This window comes from Tsukamurella pulmonis (assembly GCF_900103175.1).
GTDB classification, from domain to species: Bacteria; Actinomycetota; Actinomycetes; order Mycobacteriales; family Mycobacteriaceae; genus Tsukamurella; species Tsukamurella pulmonis.
In genome coordinates, this window is sequence record NZ_FNLF01000002.1 from 2,001,847 (window position 1) to 2,020,314 (window position 18,468).

General features: G+C 70.6%; 13 protein-coding genes. 8 read left to right on the forward strand and 5 right to left on the reverse strand.

Annotated features, from left to right (window positions below):
* Positions 1-19: 19 nt before the first annotated feature.
* Positions 20-982 carry a bifunctional riboflavin kinase/FAD synthetase gene (locus BLQ62_RS09860; protein ID WP_068565675.1) on the forward strand — a complete coding sequence of 321 codons (963 nt, stop codon included), beginning with the start codon at positions 20-22 and terminating at the stop codon, positions 980-982.
* An 89-nt stretch (positions 983-1,071) separates the two neighbouring features.
* Positions 1,072-1,341 (forward strand): 30S ribosomal protein S15, encoded by a 270-nt coding sequence (gene rpsO, locus BLQ62_RS09865; protein WP_068535417.1) that lies wholly within the window; start codon positions 1,072-1,074, stop codon positions 1,339-1,341.
* A 176-nt stretch (positions 1,342-1,517) separates the two neighbouring features.
* Here the strand turns inward: rpsO and BLQ62_RS09870 are convergent, their stop codons facing one another.
* Positions 1,518-2,261, reverse strand: a complete 744-nt coding sequence (locus tag BLQ62_RS09870) for an SDR family NAD(P)-dependent oxidoreductase (RefSeq protein WP_068565673.1) — start codon at positions 2,259-2,261, stop codon at positions 1,518-1,520.
* A gap of 140 nt (positions 2,262-2,401) precedes the next feature.
* Here BLQ62_RS09870 and BLQ62_RS09875 point away from each other — a divergent pair, with 140 nt between their 5' ends.
* Complete coding sequence (locus tag BLQ62_RS09875) at positions 2,402-4,015, forward strand: alkaline phosphatase D family protein (protein WP_068565671.1); 1,614 nt, start codon at positions 2,402-2,404, stop codon at positions 4,013-4,015.
* 299 nt (positions 4,016-4,314) lie between these two features.
* On the opposite strand, the gene lysX is transcribed toward BLQ62_RS09875, so the two are convergent.
* On the reverse strand, positions 4,315-7,677 hold the full coding sequence (gene lysX, locus BLQ62_RS09880; protein ID WP_068565668.1) for a bifunctional lysylphosphatidylglycerol synthetase/lysine--tRNA ligase LysX: 3,363 nt from the start codon (positions 7,675-7,677) through the stop codon (positions 4,315-4,317).
* A 332-nt stretch (positions 7,678-8,009) separates the two neighbouring features.
* On the opposite strand from lysX, the gene BLQ62_RS09885 reads away from it, so the two are divergent.
* Together BLQ62_RS09885 and BLQ62_RS09890 are read left to right on the forward strand one after the other, a co-directional pair.
* Positions 8,010-10,250 carry a polyribonucleotide nucleotidyltransferase gene (locus BLQ62_RS09885; RefSeq protein WP_068535411.1) on the forward strand — a complete coding sequence of 747 codons (2,241 nt, stop codon included), beginning with the start codon at positions 8,010-8,012 and terminating at the stop codon, positions 10,248-10,250.
* Between the two features lie 3 nt (positions 10,251-10,253).
* Positions 10,254-11,585 (forward strand): M16 family metallopeptidase, encoded by a 1,332-nt coding sequence (locus BLQ62_RS09890; protein WP_082756477.1) that lies wholly within the window; start codon positions 10,254-10,256, stop codon positions 11,583-11,585.
* A 118-nt stretch (positions 11,586-11,703) separates the two neighbouring features.
* Here BLQ62_RS09890 and BLQ62_RS09895 read toward each other — a convergent pair whose 3' ends face one another.
* Entirely contained in the window at positions 11,704-12,300 is a 597-nt protein-coding gene (locus tag BLQ62_RS09895; protein ID WP_197467293.1) for a TetR/AcrR family transcriptional regulator, read from the reverse strand.
* Positions 12,301-12,359: 59 nt separating this feature from the next.
* Between BLQ62_RS09895 and BLQ62_RS09900 the strand changes: the two genes are divergently transcribed.
* The gene (locus BLQ62_RS09900) at positions 12,360-13,196 is read left to right on the forward strand and encodes an alpha/beta fold hydrolase (protein ID WP_068566299.1); all 837 of its coding nucleotides are present in this window, start codon (positions 12,360-12,362) and stop codon (positions 13,194-13,196) included.
* 110 nt (positions 13,197-13,306) lie between these two features.
* Positions 13,307-13,768 carry a hypothetical protein gene (locus BLQ62_RS09905; protein ID WP_068535405.1) on the forward strand — a complete coding sequence of 154 codons (462 nt, stop codon included), beginning with the start codon at positions 13,307-13,309 and terminating at the stop codon, positions 13,766-13,768.
* Between the two features lie 58 nt (positions 13,769-13,826).
* Here the strand turns inward: BLQ62_RS09905 and BLQ62_RS09910 are convergent, their stop codons facing one another.
* Together BLQ62_RS09910 and BLQ62_RS09915 are read right to left on the reverse strand one after the other, a co-directional pair.
* On the reverse strand, positions 13,827-14,825 hold the full coding sequence (locus BLQ62_RS09910) for a glycerophosphodiester phosphodiesterase (protein WP_068535404.1): 999 nt from the start codon (positions 14,823-14,825) through the stop codon (positions 13,827-13,829).
* 91 nt (positions 14,826-14,916) lie between these two features.
* Positions 14,917-16,443 carry an amino acid permease gene (locus BLQ62_RS09915; protein WP_068535402.1) on the reverse strand — a complete coding sequence of 509 codons (1,527 nt, stop codon included), beginning with the start codon at positions 16,441-16,443 and terminating at the stop codon, positions 14,917-14,919.
* A 143-nt stretch (positions 16,444-16,586) separates the two neighbouring features.
* On the opposite strand from BLQ62_RS09915, the gene BLQ62_RS09920 reads away from it, so the two are divergent.
* On the forward strand, positions 16,587-18,467 hold the full coding sequence (locus BLQ62_RS09920) for a putative nucleotidyltransferase substrate binding domain-containing protein (protein ID WP_068565663.1): 1,881 nt from the start codon (positions 16,587-16,589) through the stop codon (positions 18,465-18,467).
* The last annotated feature ends 1 nt before the right edge of the window (position 18,468 follow it).

Here is an 18,468-nt window from a genome sequence, read left to right on the forward strand (position 1 = left end):
CGTCCGATAGGGTGAGTGCGTGCTTCGCTGGCGAGGGCTCGATGACGTTCCCGCGGACTGGGGACGCTGTGTAGTGACGATCGGCGTGTTCGACGGTGTACACCGTGGACACGCCCAATTGATCGCACGAGCGACCGCGGAGGCCCATGAACGTGGGCTCCCGGCCGTACTGATGACGTTCGATCCGCACCCCGCTGAGGTGGTGCGGCCCGGATCGCATCCACCGCAGCTCACGACGCTGACGCGGCGTGCGGAGCTGGCGGAGGAGCTGGGCATCGACGTGTTCTGCGTCATGCCCTTCACCGCCACGGTGATGGCGCAGCCGGCCGAGGACTTCGTGCACTCCGTGTTGGTCGAGAGGCTGCACGCCGCCGCAGTGGTGGTCGGCGACAACTTCACCTTCGGCTACCGCGCTCTCGGCAACGTGGAGATGCTGGCGCAGTTGGGCCAGAAGTTCGGCTTCTCCGTCGATTCCGTGCCGCTGCTCACCGAGCACGCGGTCACCTACTCGTCGACCTACATCCGTTCCTGCGTCGACGCGGGCGACGTCAAGGCCGCCGCCGAGGCTCTCGGGCGTCCGCATCGCGTCGAGGGTGTCGTCGTGCGCGGCGACGGTCGCGGGCGCGAACTCGGTTTCCCGACCGCGAACGTGGCCCCGCCGATGTTCGCGGCGATCCCCGCCGACGGCGTCTACGCGGCCTGGTTCACGGTTCTCGGCCCCGGGCCGGTGGTCGGCCAGGTCACGCCCGGCGAGCGGTACCCGGCGGCGGTGTCCGTGGGAAGCAATCCGACGTTCTCCGGGCGCACCCGCACCGTCGAGGCGTTCGTCCTGGACACCTCGGCCGATCTCTACGGCCAGCACGTCGCCGTGGACTTCGTCGATCGCGTCCGCGGGATGGAGCGTTTCGAGTCGGTGGAGGCGCTGCTCGAGGCGATGGGTGGCGACGTCGACCGGACGCGCGCGATTCTGGGAATCGCCTGACGCCTGGTAACGTGGCCTCTCGTGCCTGCTGCAGTTCGCGGTGGCGGCACGGAATTCTGACGACGCGATACTGAAACAAGGAGCAATCCATGTCGCTCACCACTGAGCAGAAGAAGTCGATCCTGGCCGAGTACGGCCTGCACGAGACCGACACCGGCTCGCCCGAGGCGCAGGTCGCGATGCTGACCAAGCGCATCACCGACCTCACCGAGCACCTCAAGCAGCACAAGCACGATCACCACAGCCGCCGCGGCCTGCTGCTGCTCGTCGGCCGTCGTCGCCGCCTGCTGAAGTACGTCGCCTCGGTCGACATCAACCGCTACCGTTCGCTCATCGAGCGTCTCGGCCTGCGTCGCTAAGAACCTCCACGCCAGCGGCCCGCTCCCGGATCTCCGGGAGCGGGCCGTTCGCGTTGCCGGGGAGCGATGCGCCCAGCGCATACCCGCGCCCACCTGGTCCGATGCGCGTCCGGTGATGCGTCCGCCGCATCACCAACGCGCATGGAGACGGCGGTGGCGCAGGCGGCGAGCGCTCGTCACCCGCGCCCGAGCAGCGTTCCGCCGTTCACCTGCAGGATCTGTCCGGTCGTCCAGCCCGCGTCCGGAGCGGCTAGGTAGGCGACCGCCGCCGCGACTTCGTCGGGGGTCCCGGGGCGCCCGGCGGGGATCTGCGCGATCCGACTCGTCGCCAGTTCGTCCGTCAGCCGGTCGGTCCAGAACTCCGTGGCGGGCACGAATCCCGGGGCTACCACGTTCACGGTGACTCCCTCGGGTGCCATCTCGGTGGCCAGCCCCGAGGACCATGCGTGGACGGCGGCCTTGGCGGCACCGTACGCACCCGGTCCGCGCAGGCCGGCGATGGAACTGATCGAGACGATGCGCGCGCCCGGGCGGGTGAGGTGCGGTGCCAGGGCGTTCGTGACGGTCACCGCCGTGATCACGTTGAGTCGGAAGACCTCCGCGTAGGCGGCGGCGATCTGGGCCGAGTTCTCCTGCGGCAGTGCGGGGTTGCCGCCGACGTTGTTGACCAGGACGTCGACCGTGCCGCCCGCTGCGATCCGTCCGGCGAGGGCGTCGACCTCGCCGGTGTCGGTGAGGTCGGCGATCTCGACGGATACCCTCGCGATCTGCACGGCCGCGTCGATCTCGGTGGCCGCCCGCTCGAGAACGTCGCCGCGCCGTCCCACGATCACGACGTCGTTCCCGTCGGACGCCAGACGGTGCGCGATCGCGCGTCCGATGCCCGTGCCGCCACCCGTCACCACTGCTCGCCTCGTCATCCTTCGAATGTCTCACGATCGCGGCCGGTGTGCATCCCGGCCGATTCCGGATCGCATTCACGGCGGGTTCACGTCGAAGGGTGACGCGGGACACTTCGCGGTGAGGGGGCGGCCACCTCCCTTCGGTAACACAAGTACCCATGCCCGACACCTCAGCCTCCTTCCGTGTCCTGCCCGACAAGACCGTGACCGCCGGCACCACCCGGCGCAGGTTCATGACCTGGATGGGTTTGGTGGGCGGCGTCGCCGCCGCGCCCCAGCTGATGCGGCCGGCGTTCGCAGGTGCGGAACCGGGCACGGGGGATCCGTTCACGCTGGGCGTCGCCTCGGGCGATCCGCTTCCGGACGGGGTGGTGTTGTGGACCCGACTGGCCCGCCGTCCGTTGCAGCCCGGCGGTGGGATGCCGAACGCGCCCGTCCCGGTGCAGTGGGAGATCGCGGCCGACCGGGGATTCCGCTCCGTCGTCCAGCGGGGGAGCAGTGCCGCCGTGCCGGAGGACGGGCACAGCGTGCACATCGACGTACGCGGCCTGCGTCCGGCGACCGACTACTTCTACCGATTCCGCTGCGGCAGCGACCTCTCGCCGATCGGCCGGACCCGCACGGCGCCGGCTCCCGGGGCCCGGGTCTCCGAGATGACCTTCGCCGCCGTCTCCTGCCAGGCGTGGACCGACGGCTACTTCAACGCCTTCGCCGACCTGGCGGCGCACGCGCCCGACGTGGTCTTCCACCTCGGCGACTACGTCTACGAGTACGAGATCAAGCCGGCCACCGTCCGTCGTCCCACGACCGACGTCCCGGCATCGGCCTGGCGCGAGATGACCACTCTCGCCGACTACCGGGACCGCTACGCGCTCTACAAGCTCGATCCCGATCTTCAGGCCGCGCATCGCGCCGCGCCCTTCATCTGCGCCTACGACGACCATGAGGTCGAGAACAACTGGGCCGCGGGCATCCCCGAAAAGGGGCAGTCGCCCGAGGAGTTCATCGTCCGCCGCGCCGCGGCTTTCAAGGCGTGGTGGGAGAACATGCCCGTCCGGGCGGCGCTGCGGCCGAACGGCCCCGATCTGCGCATGTACCGGCGCTTCTCCTACGGCGACCTCGCCCGGTTCAGCGTCCTCGACACCCGGCAGTACCGCAGCGATCAGGCCAACGACGACAAGAGCAGCCCCCAGGACGCCGCCACCGCCGATCCGTCGCGCACCATCACCGGTGCGGCGCAGGAGAAGTGGATCCTCGACGGTCTCGCTGCCGGCGGTGCGCACTGGAACGTCCTGGCGCACCAGACCACGATCGCCGACCTCGCCCGGAACACGGACGGCCGGCGCACCGTCTCGATGGACGGATGGAGCGGTTACGAGGCCTCCCGGGCGCGGATCCTCGACGGTGCCGTGCAGCGCCGGGTGCCGAACCTGGTGTCGGTCGTCGGCGACATCCACCGCAACGTGGTCTCCGAGCTCAAGTCCACCTACACCGCGGATGCAACCACGGTGGGCGTCGAGCTCGCGGGCACCTCGATCGCCTCGGGCAAGGACGGCAAGGACAGCGACGACGCGGACAAGGCGATCAAGGCGGCGTCGCCGCACGTGAAGTTCGGGAACGCCCAGCGCGGCTACATGCTCAACCGCCTCACGCCGCAGGAGTGGCGGGCGGAGTTCCGCGTCGCGGACTCCATCGCGAGCCGCGGACTCGGGCTGCACCGGCGCGCCGTCGTCACGATCCCCAGCGGCCGGCCGGAGATCCAGGTCGACTGAGCGATCTCACCCGTTCGGGGGAGGTCGGGACGCGGGACGGCTCGATACCGTGCGGCCATGATGGGTTCGATTGGGGCGGCACGTCGATGGGCGGCGGTGGTGGCGGTTCTGGCCGCGGTGGTCGGCGTCGGGGCCGCGCCATCGCACGCGCGCACGGCGGCGACCCTTGTGGCGACGGCGGACCGCTGGGGGATACCGGGATTGGCGCTGCGCGTCGTCGGACCGCACGGTGTCGAGGGCGCTCGGCGCTCTCCTGGTGGTGCGCGAACTCGCCGCTCGCCGTGGAGGCGAACAGCCCCTCAGCGGTCCTGGGGCTTGACGAAGGGGAACGCCAGGGTGGCACGGATGTTCACGCCCGCGAGCAGCATGACGATGCGGTCCACGCCGATGCCCAGGCCTCCGGTGGGCGGCATCGCGTAGGAGAGAGCGTCCAGGAAGGACTCGTCGAGCTCCATCGCCTCGGGATCGCCGGCGGCGGCCGCCATCGACTGCTGCGTGAGCCGCTCGCGCTGGTCGATCGGGTCCGTCAGTTCCGTGTACGCGGTGCCGAGCTCGGCACCGAAGCCCACCAGATCCCACTGTTCGGTCAGCCGAGGATCATCGCGGTGCTTGCGCGCCAGCGGGGAGACCTCGATGGGGAAGTCGCAGTAGAACGTGGGGAACTCGGTCTGCTTCTCGACCAGCGCCTCGTACAGCTCCATGACGAGCTTGCTCGCGGTCGCGCCCCGGGGGACGGCGACGCGATGGCGTGCGCACACCGCGGCCACCTCGTCGAAGCTCGACGCCGAGGTCAATTCCGTTCCGGCGGCGGCGGAGACCGCCGCGTGCACGGCGATCACCGGCCATTCGGCGGTGAGGTCCACCTCGCGGGTGCCGCCGGCACCGTCGGGCCGCACGGCGACGGGCCGTCCGTTGACCGCGACCGCGGCGGCGAGGATCACCTCCCGGGTCAGCGTGCGCATGGTGTTGTAGTCGCCGTAGGCCTCGTAGGCCTCGAGAGCGGTGAACTCCGGGTTGTGCGTGGCGTCGGCGCCCTCGTTGCGGAAGTTGCGGTTCAGCTCGAAGATCCGGCCCATCCCGCCGACCGCGAGTCGCTTGAGGTAGAGCTCTGGCGCGATCCGTAGGTACAGGCCCATGTCGTAGGCGTTGATGTGCGTGGTGAACGGACGGGCCGCGGCGCCGCCGTGCACCGTCTGCAGCATCGGAGTCTCGACCTCGGTGTAGTCGCGACGGGTGAAGACCGCACGCATCGCCGCAACGGCCCGCGAGCGCCGGTACAGCAGGTCCACGGCGCCGTCGTCGGTGATCAACTCGAGGGGACGGTTGCGCGCCCGCGTCTCGTCGCCGAGCCGGGCCCGCGTCTTCGGGACGGGCGACAGGCACTTGCCCGCCATGGCCCACGAGGTCAGGAGCACCGACAACTCGCCGGAGCGGGAGCGGACCACCGGCCCCGTCACCGAAACGAGATCGCCCATGTCGATCGCGCTGCGCCACAGCGACCGTGCGTCCTCGGGGGTGCGGGAGCGCTCCGCGATCACCTGGAGGTGCGCCCCGTCCTCGTGCAGGTCGACGAAGGTCACGCCGCCGTAGTCGCGCACCGCGCGGACCCGGCCCGTGACGGAGACGACGGTGCCGGCACCGTCGGCGGGTGGAGCGGCGTCCTGCGCACGCACGGCCTCGAGGGAGGTCGTGCGAGGGACCGACGGGGGATAGCCGGGCATGCCCGCCTCCTCGAGGGCCCGCAGCTTGCGCCGCCGCACCCGCTGCTGCTCGGAGAGCCGCACCGGCGGAGCCTCGCGGCGCAGTAGGCGCTCCTCCTCGGCGAGCAACCGATCCACGAACTCCGGATCACGCGGAACCTCGTCCGGAATCGACGGTCCGGCCAGGAACTTCGGTCCGATCTGCGGCAGGAAGCCCTCCGCGATGCCGACGGCGATGCCGGCCCGCACCGCGGTGAGGGTGGGGTCGTAGCAGAGGATGCGCGGCACCCAATCGGGCCGGTACTTGTCGTTCGAGCGGTACAGCGACTCCAGCTGGTAGAACTTCGACGCCAGGCTGAGCGCCGAGTCGACCATGCGGGTGATCGGCCCCGCGCCGACGCGGTCGGCCTCGGAGAAGACGGAGCGGAAGACCGCGAAGTTCAAGGAGATCCGGCGGATCCCGAGCTCCCCGCACTGCTCGATGAGCGTGGCGACCATGAACTCGTTGAGCCCGTTCTCCGCATCGCGGTCGCGCCGCATCAGGTCCAGGGACAGGCCGCGCGTGCCCCACGGGACGAAGCTGAGCAGGCCCCGCACGGTGCCCGTGGCGTCGTGGGCTGAGACCAGGACGCACCGACCGTCCACCGGATCGCCGATCCGGTTGAGGGCCATGGAGAAGCCGCGCTCGGTCTCCTCGCCGCGCCACGCCTCGGCGAGCTCGGCCACCTCGGCGAGCTCCGCGGCGGACAGGTCGCCGTGCCGGCGGACCTTGAGCGTGTACCCCGCGGCGGCGACGCGGGTCACGGCCTGGCGCACGGCCCGCATCTCGCGGCCCTTGAGCGTGAAAGCGTCGACGTGGATGATCGCCTCGTCGCCGATCATCAGGGTGCGCAGCCCGGCCTCCTCGTACACCTGCGCGCCCTCGGCGCTGGCGGCGAGGACGGCGGGGTAGAGGCTGTGCGCGCGGCAGTCCTCGATCCAGGCGCCGACCGCGGCGGGCCAGGAATCGCGGTGTCCGATCGGGTCCGCGCTGGCCATCGACACGGGGCCGACGGCGCGGCAGGTCACCACGGCGCGCCGGTCCGGCGCCGCGATCACCGCCTTGTCGCGGCGGGTGGCGAAGTAGCCGAGCGAGTCGTCCTCGCCGTATTCGAGCAGCAGGCGGCGTACCTCGAGCTCCTCCGGCTCGGTCATCAGCTCGTCACCGCGTCCCGCGCGCCAGAACGCCATGAGCGCCAGGATCAGGACCGACGCGGACATCACGCCGGCGAGGGAGTAGATCCACACCGGACCGCTGTGGCCGTTGAGAGCCAGGTCGAGCCGTCGCGGCACGGCCACGCCGAACGTGGAGCGCAGTGACCACACCAGCACTTCGACGGTGCCGTCGAGCCGGTTCGGCCCGCGCCCCGGGAAGGTGTAGGCCAGCGCCACGACCACGAGGTAGACGCTGACGAAGCCGCCGGCGAGCACACCGATCGCGGCGCGCCGCGAGCCGCGGGCGAGCCGGGCGGGGAAGCGCGGCCGGGAGGCGATCACGAACGCCAGACAGACGGCGCTGGTCACGGCGGCCAGCGCGGCACCGGGCAGCGAGTAGCGCACGGCCACGAACGACGCGAGGTAGGTGGGGAGGTGGTGCGCCTCGTCGGGGTCGATCTCCTCGGTCGCGATGATCACCAGCGTCGCGATGTTCGCGAGGACCTGCAGCGACATCAGGACGACGGTGACGGTGTGCGCGGCCCGCAGCCGCCGGCGCAACGCGCCGCTGAGCACGGTCAGCACCGCGACCACGAGCAGGCTCGGATACGACGGGATGCCGACGACGCTGAGCAGATCGGCCACGTAGAAGGAGCGGTCGTTGCGGATGAGCGCGCTGAGCAGCGAGAGGATCGCCGCGACCAGCATCATTCTCGCGATCCACACCGCGGTCGCCTCCTGAGCGCGTTCACGGCTGGTCTGCGACACGAGCGATTCCCTCTCGGTGTGCGCACGGCGTGTGCGGCTCACGTGGAAAAGACTCCCGATGATAGCCTTGTTGCAGGTCCGTCCGACGTCGGCACCGGTAGATCCGGCCCGTCGACATCTGCGGTGCGCCATCTCGGTGTCACTCCCCGCGGGGTGGTCCTCGGTAGTGGTTGCCGGAAACCTCGCCCTCACGGGCGGGAGGGTCCGGCGGCTTCGATCGATGACCGCGCCAGGGCGCCCCGCCGCCACGTCGAACGACTTGGGCCGCGCGCAGCATGCGCGCCGCCGGGTGGGGACGGTCCGCGCGAAGAAGAAAGGTTTCTTCCCCCTTCATGACAGACAACACGCAGGTCGAATTCGACGACGACATCACCGAAGCCGTCGCCGTCATCGACAACGGTTCCTTCGGCACGCGCACCATCCGGTTCGAGACCGGCCGGTTCGCGCAGCAGGCCGCCGGCTCCGTCGCCGCGTACCTCGACGACGAGACGATGCTGCTCTCGGCCACGTCGCACAGCAAGCACCCCAAGGAGCACTTCGACTTCTTCCCCCTCACGGTGGACGTCGAGGAGCGCATGTACGCCGCGGGTCGCATCCCCGGCTCGTTCTTCCGTCGCGAGGGCCGCCCGTCGACCGACGCGATCCTCACCTGCCGCCTGATCGACCGGCCGCTGCGCCCGTCGTTCGTCGACGGTCTCCGCAACGAGATCCAGGTCGTCGTGACCGTCATGTCGCTCGATCCCAAGGATCTGTACGACGTGGTCGCGATCAACGCCGCCTCGGCGTCGACCCAGATCGCGGGCCTGCCCTTCTCCGGTCCCGTCGGCGGCGTGCGCGTCGCGCTCATCGACGGCCAGTGGGTCGCGTTCCCGACCGTCGAGCAGCTCGAGCGCGCCGTCTTCGACATGGTCGTCGCCGGCCGCATCGTCTCGGGCTCCGGCAAGGACGCCGACGTCGCGATCATGATGGTCGAGGCCGAGGCCACCGAGAACGTCATCGAGCTCATCGCGGGCGGCGCCACCGCGCCCACCGAGGCCGTCGTGGCCGAGGGCCTCGAGGCCGCCAAGCCCTTCATCGCCGTGCTCTGCGAGGCGCAGAAGCAGCTGGCCGCCGGTGCCGCCAAGCCGACCGGTGAGTTCCCGCTGTTCCCCGCGTACCAGGACGACGTCTTCGCCGCCGTCGAGGCCGCGGGCGCCGCGAAGCTCAACGACGCGCTGTCTATCGCCGGCAAGCAGGAGCGTGACAACGCCACCGACGTCGTCAAGGCCGAGGTGCTCGAGGCCGTGGGCCCGCAGTTCGAGGGCCGCGAGGGCGAGATCGGTGCGGCCTTCCGCTCGCTGACCAAGAAGCTCGTGCGCCAGCGCATCCTGACCGACCACTTCCGCATCGACGGCCGTGGCATCACCGACATCCGCTCGCTGAGCGCCGAGATCGCCGTGATCCCGCGCGCCCACGGCAGCGCGCTGTTCGAGCGCGGCGAGACCCAGATCCTGGGCGTCACCACGCTGGACATGGTGAAGATGGCGCAGCAGATCGACTCGCTGGGACCCGAGACCAGCAAGCGCTACATGCACCACTACAACTTCCCGCCGTACTCGACCGGTGAGACCGGCCGCGTCGGCTCGCCGAAGCGCCGCGAGATCGGCCACGGCGCGCTCGCCGAGCGCGCCCTCGTGCCGGTGCTGCCCTCGGTGGAGGAGTTCCCCTACGCCATCCGTCAGGTCTCGGAGGCGCTGAGCTCCAACGGCTCGACCTCGATGGGCTCGGTCTGCGCCTCGACGATGTCGCTGCTCAACGCCGGCGTGCCGCTCAAGGCGCCCGTCGCGGGCATCGCCATGGGCCTGGTGTCCGACGAGGTCGACGGTCAGGCCCGCTACGTGGCCCTGACCGACATCCTCGGCGCCGAGGACGCCTTCGGCGACATGGACTTCAAGGTCGCCGGTACGTCCGACTTCGTCACCGCCCTGCAGCTGGACACCAAGCTCGACGGCATCCCGTCGCAGGTGCTCGCCGGCGCGCTGGGCCAGGCGAAGGACGCCCGCACCACGATCCTCGAGGTCATGGCCGAGGCGATCGACGCGCCCGACGAGATGAGCCCGTACGCCCCGCGGATCACCACGATCAAGGTGCCGATCGACAAGATCGGCGAGGTCATCGGACCCAAGGGCAAGACGATCAACTCCATCACCGAGGAGACCGGCGCCAACATCTCGATCGAGGATGACGGCACCGTGTTCGTCGGTGCGGCCGACGGCCCGTCGGCCCAGGCGGCGATCGACCGGATCAACGCCATCGCCAACCCGCAGCTGCCGAAGGTGGGCGAGCGCTTCCTGGGCACCGTGGTCAAGACCACGGCGTTCGGCGCCTTCGTCTCGCTGGTCCCCGGCCGCGACGGCCTGGTCCACATCAGCAAGCTGGGCAACGGCAAGCGCGTGAACAAGGTCGAGGACGTGGTCAACGTCGGCAGCAAGCTGCAGGTCGAGATCGCCGACATCGACGAGCGCGGCAAGATCAGCCTGATCCCCGTCGTGGAGGAGCAGGCCGCCGAGGCCGCTCCCGCTGGCGAGGAGTAGGAACTGAGCAGCCTGACATCACGGGCTGCGCGGGCGGGGGCATCCGGATCGGGTGCCCCCGTTCGTCGTAGCGTCCTGCCCGGCGGCCTGCGGGTGGTCACGGAGACGGTGCCGGGGTCCCGGTCCGCCGCCGTCGGCCTGTGGGTCGCGGTCGGCTCCCGCGACGAGCACCCCGCCTCCGCCGGCTCCGCGCACTTCCTCGAGCACCTGCTGTTCAAGGCGACGCCTCATCGCGACGCGGCCTCCCTGGCCGCCGAGGTGGATGCGGTCGGCGGGGAGATCAACGCCTTCACGTCGAAGGAGCACACCTGCTACTACGCGCACGTGCTCGACACCGATCTCGACCTGGCCGTCGACGTGGTGACCGATGTCGTGCTCGGGGGGCTCTGCCGCCCCGCGGACGTCGAGGTCGAGCGTGAGGTCGTGCTCGAGGAGCTCGCCATGCGCGATGACGACCCCGAGGACCTGGTCAACGAGGCCGCCACCGCGGCGCTTCTGGGCGATCATCCGCTGGCCCGGCCGGTGCTCGGCACCGAGGACTCGGTCTCGGCGATGACCGCGGCGCGGCTGCGCGGTTTCCACCGCCGGCGGTACACGCCGGAGCGGATGGTGCTGGCCGTCGCCGGCAACGTCACGCACGCCCAGGTGGTCGGGTTGGCGCGCAAGGCCTTCGCGGGCCGGCTCGACGGTGCCGCGGAATCGACGCCCGTGCGCACGGGCATCCGTCGTCGCCCCGGCGCACCGACGCTTCAGGTGGTCAATCGCGACGGGGAGCAGTCGCACCTGGTCGCGGGAACGCGCGCCTACGGGCGTTTCCACCCCGACCGCTGGGCGCTGTCGGTGCTCAACACCGCGATCGGCGGTGGGCTCAGTTCCCGCCTGTTCCAGGAGATCCGGGAACAGCGGGGCCTCGCCTACACCGTGTACTCGGCGGTGGACACCTACGCCGACACGGGTCTGTTCTCGGTGTACGCCGGGTGCTCGCCCGAGCGTCTCGGCGAGGTCGCGACGGTCGCGCGCAAGGTCCTGGAGGACGTGCGGGACGACGGCCTGACGGCTGAGGAGCTCTCCCGCGCCAAGGGTTCGCTCCGCGGTGGGCTCGTGCTGGGACTCGAGGACGCGCAGTCCCGCATGCACCGCATCGGCCGCAGCGAGATCAACTACCAGAACCAGCGCACCGTCACCAGAACGCTGGCGCGGATCGACAAGGTCTCGGCGGCGGACGTGAACCGCGTTGCGCGGGATCTGCTCTCGCAGCCCTTCGGTGGCGCCGTTCTCGGCCCGCACCGCGGGAAGCGCGGCGTTCCGTCGCCCGTCCGGAACTGGCTGGGCTGAACCGCGCGTTCCGGGTGCGGTACCCCGACCGCACCCGGAACACCCGAGCGCACCCGGCACGCCGGGTGCGCCCGGGCGCCGCGGGTGCGGGAGTGCCTCCGCCCCGGTTCGCCGGAAGTTACATCGTTCCGACAATCCCCAGGCGCAGTCGAACGTGCTCGCGCAGAGCGGATCCCGCCGCGAGGAGGGGGTCCGGGCTGCGCAGCGATCGAGCGAGGATGAACGCGCCCTCGAGCGAGCTCAGCACCGCCAGCGTGAGCTCCCGCGCGGCGTCGTCGTCGAGGCCGCGCCGGGCGAAGTACGCGGTGCCGCCGGCGATCCAGTCCACGAAGACCTCAGCGGCAGCGGCCGCCACCTCGGGCTCGGAGTCCGCCACCTCGCCCGCCACGGTGCCCACCGGGCACATCGTGATCCAGCCCGCCTCGGCGATGTGCTCGGCGGCCAGGGCGAAGGCGTCCGGGATCGCTTCCGACAACTCCGGTGCACGGTCGAACAGGACGGCGAGCAGATCCGCGTACGCCGCCCCCGACGCGCGCAACGCCGCAGCGGCGACCTCGGGCTTTCCGCCCGGGAAGTGGTGGTAGAGCGAGCCCATCGTCGCGCCCGCCGCCTCCGTGAGCTGCTTGACGGAGGTGGCTCCGTATCCCTGGCGGCGCAGCAGTTCTCCCATCGCGACCACGAGCCGCTCGCGGGTGGGCATTGACCGGTCGATCATCACGGAATACATTCTAGAGTGTCCGCTCTAGAGTGATCGCTCCACTGGAGGTGATGGGAATGCCGGAGGCCGCCGTCCCCGCCGGCCGGGTCCACTACGAGGAGCGCGGGCAGGGGCCGCCGGTGGTCCTGCTGCACGGACTCCTGATGGATCACACGCTGTGGGATCAGGTCCTGCCGCTGCTGCCCCCGGGGTACCGCTACGTGCTGCCCGATCTGCCTCTCGGTGCCCACCGGATCCCGCTGCGGCCGGACGCGGACCAGAGCAACGAGGGGATCGCGCACCTGATCGCGGACCTCCTCGACGCCCTCGATCTGCGTGACGTCACGCTGGTGCACAGTGATTGGGGCGGGGCGCTGCTGCTGACCGCGCTCGGCCGGGACGAGCGGATCGGGCGCCTGGTCATCCTGCCGAGTACCGCCTTCGACAACTTCCCGCCCGGACTGCCGGGCAAGGTCGCGACGATCGCTGCGCGCCTGCCCGGACTGCGATTCGGCCTGCGCGCCATGCGGATCGGGGTGGTGCGCCGTTCGCCCTTGCTCTTCGGGCGCATGGCTCATCGCATCCCGGATGGCACGATGCGGGCATGGACCGAGCCCGCGATCAACGACCCGGCGATCCGTCGGGACCTGCTCCGGCATGCCCGGGCACCGTTCGACCGCGCAGAACTGACGCGGGGCTGTGAGGCCTTGCGCGATTTCGGCGGTCCCGCGCTGGTGCTGTGGTCGACCGACGGCGCGGTCATGCCACGCGAGCACGGGCGCAGACTGGCTGATCTCCTGCCGCGGGGCAGGCTCGTCGAATTGGAGGACTGCGCCGTGCTGGCGATGCTGGACAGGCCCGACGCCGTCGCCGCTGAACTCGCCGACTTTCTCGGGGCAACATCGCCGGCCTGACCCGGGTGGCGCGGAGCGGTAGGGCGCTCGAGCACGGCGATGCGGCGCGCGGGCGGCCCGTGTGTACACTTTGCGAAGTCAAAAGCTGCTTCGAGAATCAGGGGATGCCCATGACCACCCTCGTCCGTCGCGCGATCGCGACCGCTCTCACCGCGGGAACGGTGCTCGCACTCGCCCCGGCCGTGGCCAACGCTTCCGGTTCCGTGACCTTCCGCGGCACCGTCACGGGCGGAACGTCCATCCGCACCACCGCGCCGAACGCGACCGCGACCTGGGTCGGCGACTACGACGACGCGGGCAACCTGGTGATCCGCACCAACTGCGTCATCGCCCGCCACGAGCTCGGCGTGATCGGCATCCCGCCGTCGCCCCTGCCGCCGGAGCGCTGCGAGTCGATCCAGGGCATCGACCTCTCCGACCGCCTCCTGGTGTGGGAGAACAGCACCACCGGCGCCACCGGCACCGCGCGCTCCGAATACGACGGGACCTTCATCGTCAGGCCGGGCAAGGGCAACGTGAACGTGATGATCACGGGCATCGTCGGCACGGCGGTCGCCACCTACGTCGCCTGATCCCGTACCCGACACGGCGGCGGCCCACCGGAATCCGGTGGGCCGCCGCCGTGGTTCGCTACTTCGTGAACGCCCGGGGGAGCGGCTCGCCCGCGTCGGCGAGCACGCCGCGCAGGCGCGTGGGGTAGTCGGTGATGATGCCGTCGACACCGAGCGCGAGCTGCGCCCGCATATCGGCGGCGTCGTTCACCGTCCACGGGATCACCTTCAGGCCGGCGGCGTGCGCCGCGGACACCGTCTTCGCATCGGAGAGTTCGTAATCCGGAGAGAGCACGTCGAAGCCCGCCGCCTTCGCCGCGCGGACCACGTCGCCGTCGAACTCCTCGTAGCGGACGGGGCCCAGCCAGGCCGAGCCCTTCTTCCACGTCGTCGCGTCGTAGAGCGCCACCAGGGGCACCGACGGGGCCTGCGCCCGCACCAGTGGCAGTGAGCGCCAGTCGAAGCTCTGGATCTCGATCCGGTCGAGGACGCCGGCGCGGCGCGCGGCGCCGAGGATCTGCCCGACGAACGCGGCGGGCGCGGCGGACTTCGACCGCTCCTCGGCCTCGATCTTGGTCTCGATGTTGAACCGCACGGTGTTGCCCTTGTACTGCCCGACCAGATCGAACAGCTGTGGCAGGGTGGCGATCCGATTGCCCTCGACCACCTTCGCGTCCGGGAACTTCGCCAGCTTCTTCGCGCACACCAGCGTCTGGACCTGCGCGTAGCTCAGGTCGTGGACGGTCTTGCCGACGTACGGGAACTGCGGGTCGCCCGGGGTGGCCGGGGCGGTGTCGGCGCACTTGTCGGCCTGCACGGTCGGGTCGTGCCAGATCAGCGGCACGTCGTCCTTGGTCAGTACGACGTCCAGCTCCAGCGTCGTCACGCCGAGCTCCAGCGAGCGGGCGAAGCCGTAGAGGGATTCCTCGGTGTGCTCGCCCCGGCCGCCGCGGTGCGACTGCAGATCGAAGCCGGTCGACGGTGCCGCCTGGACCGGCGCGGCCAGCGCGGCACCACCGAGAACGACGACGGCGGCCGCGGCGAGCGCGGAGAGGCGGGAAAGGGTGCGGGAGGTCATGGCGGCAACGTAATCGCACACGATGAATCCCCGGTGAACGGACGAACGCCCGCCGGAGGCCGGCGGGCGTTCGTCGCGGAGCGGATCGTGCTTACTTCTTGTCGAGGTCGACGTTCGTCGCGTCGTCCATCGACCAGGTCGGGGAGAGGTCCCCGCCGGTGTGCTCGAGCACCTTGGGCTTCACGACGATCCAGCCGATGGCGAGGATCGCGACGAATGCGGGGATGCCGAGGATGACCACGATGAGGTTCGTCTTGTCCCAGAAGCCACCGTCGGACTTGTAGCCCGAGTAGGCCATCCCGACCAGGACCAGGAACAGGAAGACGAGGCCGACGTAGCTCATCATCGGCGCGAGCGGAGCGCGGAACGGGCTCTTCGCGACGATCCCGGCGTCGGAGAGCTTCCGGTAGCGGATGTGGCACAGGAAGATCAGGCTCCACACGCCGACGACCGCGATCGCGGACGCCTCGAGCGCGATGTCGAAGGCGTGGCCCGGGACGAGCGCGTTGAGGACGGCGCCGAGCACGTAGAAGATCGACGTCACGATGATGCCGGTGGCGGGGACGCCCGACTTGCTCATCTTCAGGAACATGTTCGGTGCCTCGCGGCTGGCGGCGAGGCTGCGCAGCATGCGGCCCGTGGTGTAGAGGCCGGCGTTGAGCGAGCTCATGGCCGCGACGATGAGCACGCCGTTGATGAGGGTGGCCATCCAGCTCACGCCCATGCGCTCGAAGACGGTGACGAACGGCGACTCCAGGTCGCCCTCGGCGTTGCGCTGCCCGTACTGGCTGGTGGGCAGGATGCACACGAGCAGGAAGATCGAGCCGCAGTAGAAGACGGCGATCCGCAGGATCACCGAGTTGACGGCCTTCGGTACCTCGCGCTGCGGGTTCTGCATCTCGCCGGCCGCGATGCCGACCATCTCGATGGCGGCGTACGCGAAGACGACGCCGGACATCACGACGATCGGTGCGATCCACCCGAACGTGTCGCTGTGCGGCCAGAATCCGCCCGGGTTCGACCACAGGTTGGAGATCCCGGCCCGGTGCGCCTGCTCGCCCTCGCCCACGGTGATCTGGCCGACCACGATGACGAGGCCGACGACGAGGAAGATGACGATCGCGGCGACCTTGAGCACGGATGCCCAGAACTCGAACTCGCCGAAGGCGCGCGCCGAGAGGAGGTTGATCACCAGCACCACGGCGAGAGCGATGATGACCGAGATCCAGTTGGGCAGTTCCCACCACTTCCTGACGTACACCGCCACCGCCGACAGCTCGGCGACGCCGGTGAGCGCCCAGAAGATCCAGTACAGCCATCCCGCGGCGTAGGCCGCGGCCTCGCCGAAGAACTCCCGGGCGTACGAGACGAACGCGCCGGAGCTCTGGCGGTAGAGCACGAGCTCGCCGAGCGCGCGCATGAGGAAGAACGCGATCACGCCGACGAAGGCGTAGGAGAACAGCAGGGCGGGGCCCGTGCTGTTGAGGCGGCTGGCGGAACCGAGGAACAGGCCGGTGCCGATGGCGCCACCGATGGCGATCATCTGCACGTGTCGGCGGCCGAGGGTCTGCTTGTAGCCCTCCTGCTCGGCCGCGAACTTATCGACGGATTGCGTCATGGATGAGTCTTTCTCCTCGACGTGGGAAGTGCGCGTGGGGTTGTGCGCTGGATGGGAATGTAGACCTCGCAACGCTTCCGCGGATGCGTTACCGGGAGATGACTTCGGGATGTCGATCGGTTCAGGCGTGTAAACATAGGTCCATGACCGACTTCTCGGACCTCGGGGAGCTGTTCGCCTTCCTGTCCGGACACGCGCCCTTCGACGGCCTCCCCGACGACGTTCGCGCACGTCTGGCGGCCGAGTCGACGATCAGCGAGTTCGCCGAGGGGGCCACGATCCTGGACGGGTTGTCCGCTTCGCCCGATCACGCGTTCGTGGTGCTCTCCGGCCGGGTGGGGGTGTGGAACTTCCCGACCGCGGTGCCGGGCGAGGCCCGCGACGTCGACGAGGTGGTCGGGCCCGGCGGCGTCTTCGGGTACGTGGTGATCCTGGTCGGCGCGAAGGGCGGCCCGCGCGCGGTGGCGCTCTCGGACGTCACGCTGCTGCGCCTGCCGGCGTGGGCCGTGGGCGACATGTTCTCCACGCCGGCGGGCGCGGCCTTCCTCGCCACCGAGCTGGCGAAGCCGACCACGGCCGTCTCCGCGGAGGAAGTGCGCGAGCGGACCGCCGGCGAGATCGTGCGCCGCGCGCCGGTGGTGTGCCCGCCGACGGTCACGGTGCAGGAGGCGGCCACGGCCATGACCGAGGCGAAATCGGGCTACATCGTGGTCGAGAACGCCGCGCGCGAGCCGCTGGGCATCGTCACCGATCACGACCTCCGCGCCCGGGTGATCTCCGTGGGCAGGCCGGTCACCGACCCTGTCACCGCGGTGATGACCGCGCCGCTCGCCGCGGTCCCGGAGTCCGCGCTCTCGTCGGACGTGCTGATCGAGATGCTCGACCGCAAGCTGCACTACATGGCGGTGCTCGACGAGCACGCCGCCGTGCGGGGCGTGGTGCAGGACGTCGACTTCCTCACGGTGCCCACCACCTCGACCTTCGCCCTGCAGCGCCGGATCGAGCGCGCGAGCGCGGCGGAGCTGCCCGAGATCGGCGCCACGATCCGCGAGATCTTCCCGGTGCTGTGGGGGCAGCAGGCGCCGGTGCGGCACATCTCCGGCGTGGCCGCCGTCGCGATCGAGGCGATGGTGCGCCGCTGCATCGAACTCGAGCTGCCCGTGCACCCCGAGCTGCGCGAGGGCGACTTCACGTGGCTCTCGCTGGGCAGCGTCTCCCGCCGCGAGGTGGTCCCGAGCTCGGACGTGGACAGCGCGATCATCCTGCGCGACCTCCCCGGTGCCTCGCCGGAGGAGATCGAGGTCCGGCGGTCCGCCGCGCTCGCGCTCGCCGCCGCCGTGCACGGGCGGCTGGAGGAGTGCGGGATACCGTCGGACACCAACGGCGCGGTCGCCGCCCAGCCGCGGTTCTGCCGCACCGAGGCCGAGTGGCTCTACGCGGCCGGCGAGTGGATCGAGGCGCCGCTGTCGAACAACGCCATGATGATGGCGTCGCTGCTGGTGGACGGTCGCCCTGTGTGGGGCGACCTGACACTGCAGCCGGTGGCCGGTGTGTACCAGCATCTCTCGGAGCATCCGCGGGCCTTCATGTTGATGTTGCGGGAAGCGCTGACCGCGAAGGCGCGGCTGCGGTCGGTGCGCGACGTGATCTCGTTGCGGGGCGGCACCTTCGACATCAAGGCGCACGCGCTGGTGCCGGTGGTCAACATCGCGCGATGGGCCGCGCTCAGCCGCGGCTCCACGAAGTTGCAGACCCGCAACCGGCTCGCGGCCGGTGCGGACTCCCCGGTCCTGCCCGACGACTCGGCCGAGGTGCTGCGGGAGGCCTTCTCCATCCTCGAGCGACTCCGGCTCGAGCACCAGGTGGAGCAGATGGCGGCCGGGCGCACGCCGGGCGACGTGCTGTCGATCCGCCGGATGTCGTCCCTGGATCGCGGCCTGCTCGAGCAGTGCGTGCGGCAGGTGGCCGCGGTGCAGCGCCGGATGGCCAACCTCGCCCAGTACCTCGACGCCGGCGAGTGGTGAG

Bases quoted from the DNA above. Each gene is read 5' to 3' on its own strand.
- rpsO (WP_068535417.1), top strand. From the start codon at position 1,072: ATGTCGCTCACCACTGAGCAGAAGAAGTCGATCCTGGCCGAGTACGGC.
- BLQ62_RS09870 (WP_068565673.1), bottom strand. From the start codon at position 2,261: ATGACGAGGCGAGCAGTGGTGACGGGTGGCGGCACGGGCATCGGACGC.
- BLQ62_RS09875 (WP_068565671.1), top strand. From the start codon at position 2,402: ATGCCCGACACCTCAGCCTCCTTCCGTGTCCTGCCCGACAAGACCGTG.
- BLQ62_RS09885 (WP_068535411.1), top strand. From the start codon at position 8,010: ATGACAGACAACACGCAGGTCGAATTCGACGACGACATCACCGAAGCC.
- BLQ62_RS09895 (WP_197467293.1), bottom strand. From the start codon at position 12,300: ATGATCGACCGGTCAATGCCCACCCGCGAGCGGCTCGTGGTCGCGATG.
- BLQ62_RS09900 (WP_068566299.1), top strand. From the start codon at position 12,360: ATGCCGGAGGCCGCCGTCCCCGCCGGCCGGGTCCACTACGAGGAGCGC.
- BLQ62_RS09905 (WP_068535405.1), top strand. From the start codon at position 13,307: ATGACCACCCTCGTCCGTCGCGCGATCGCGACCGCTCTCACCGCGGGA.
- BLQ62_RS09910 (WP_068535404.1), bottom strand. From the start codon at position 14,825: ATGACCTCCCGCACCCTTTCCCGCCTCTCCGCGCTCGCCGCGGCCGCC.
- BLQ62_RS09915 (WP_068535402.1), bottom strand. From the start codon at position 16,443: ATGACGCAATCCGTCGATAAGTTCGCGGCCGAGCAGGAGGGCTACAAG.
- BLQ62_RS09920 (WP_068565663.1), top strand. From the start codon at position 16,587: ATGACCGACTTCTCGGACCTCGGGGAGCTGTTCGCCTTCCTGTCCGGA.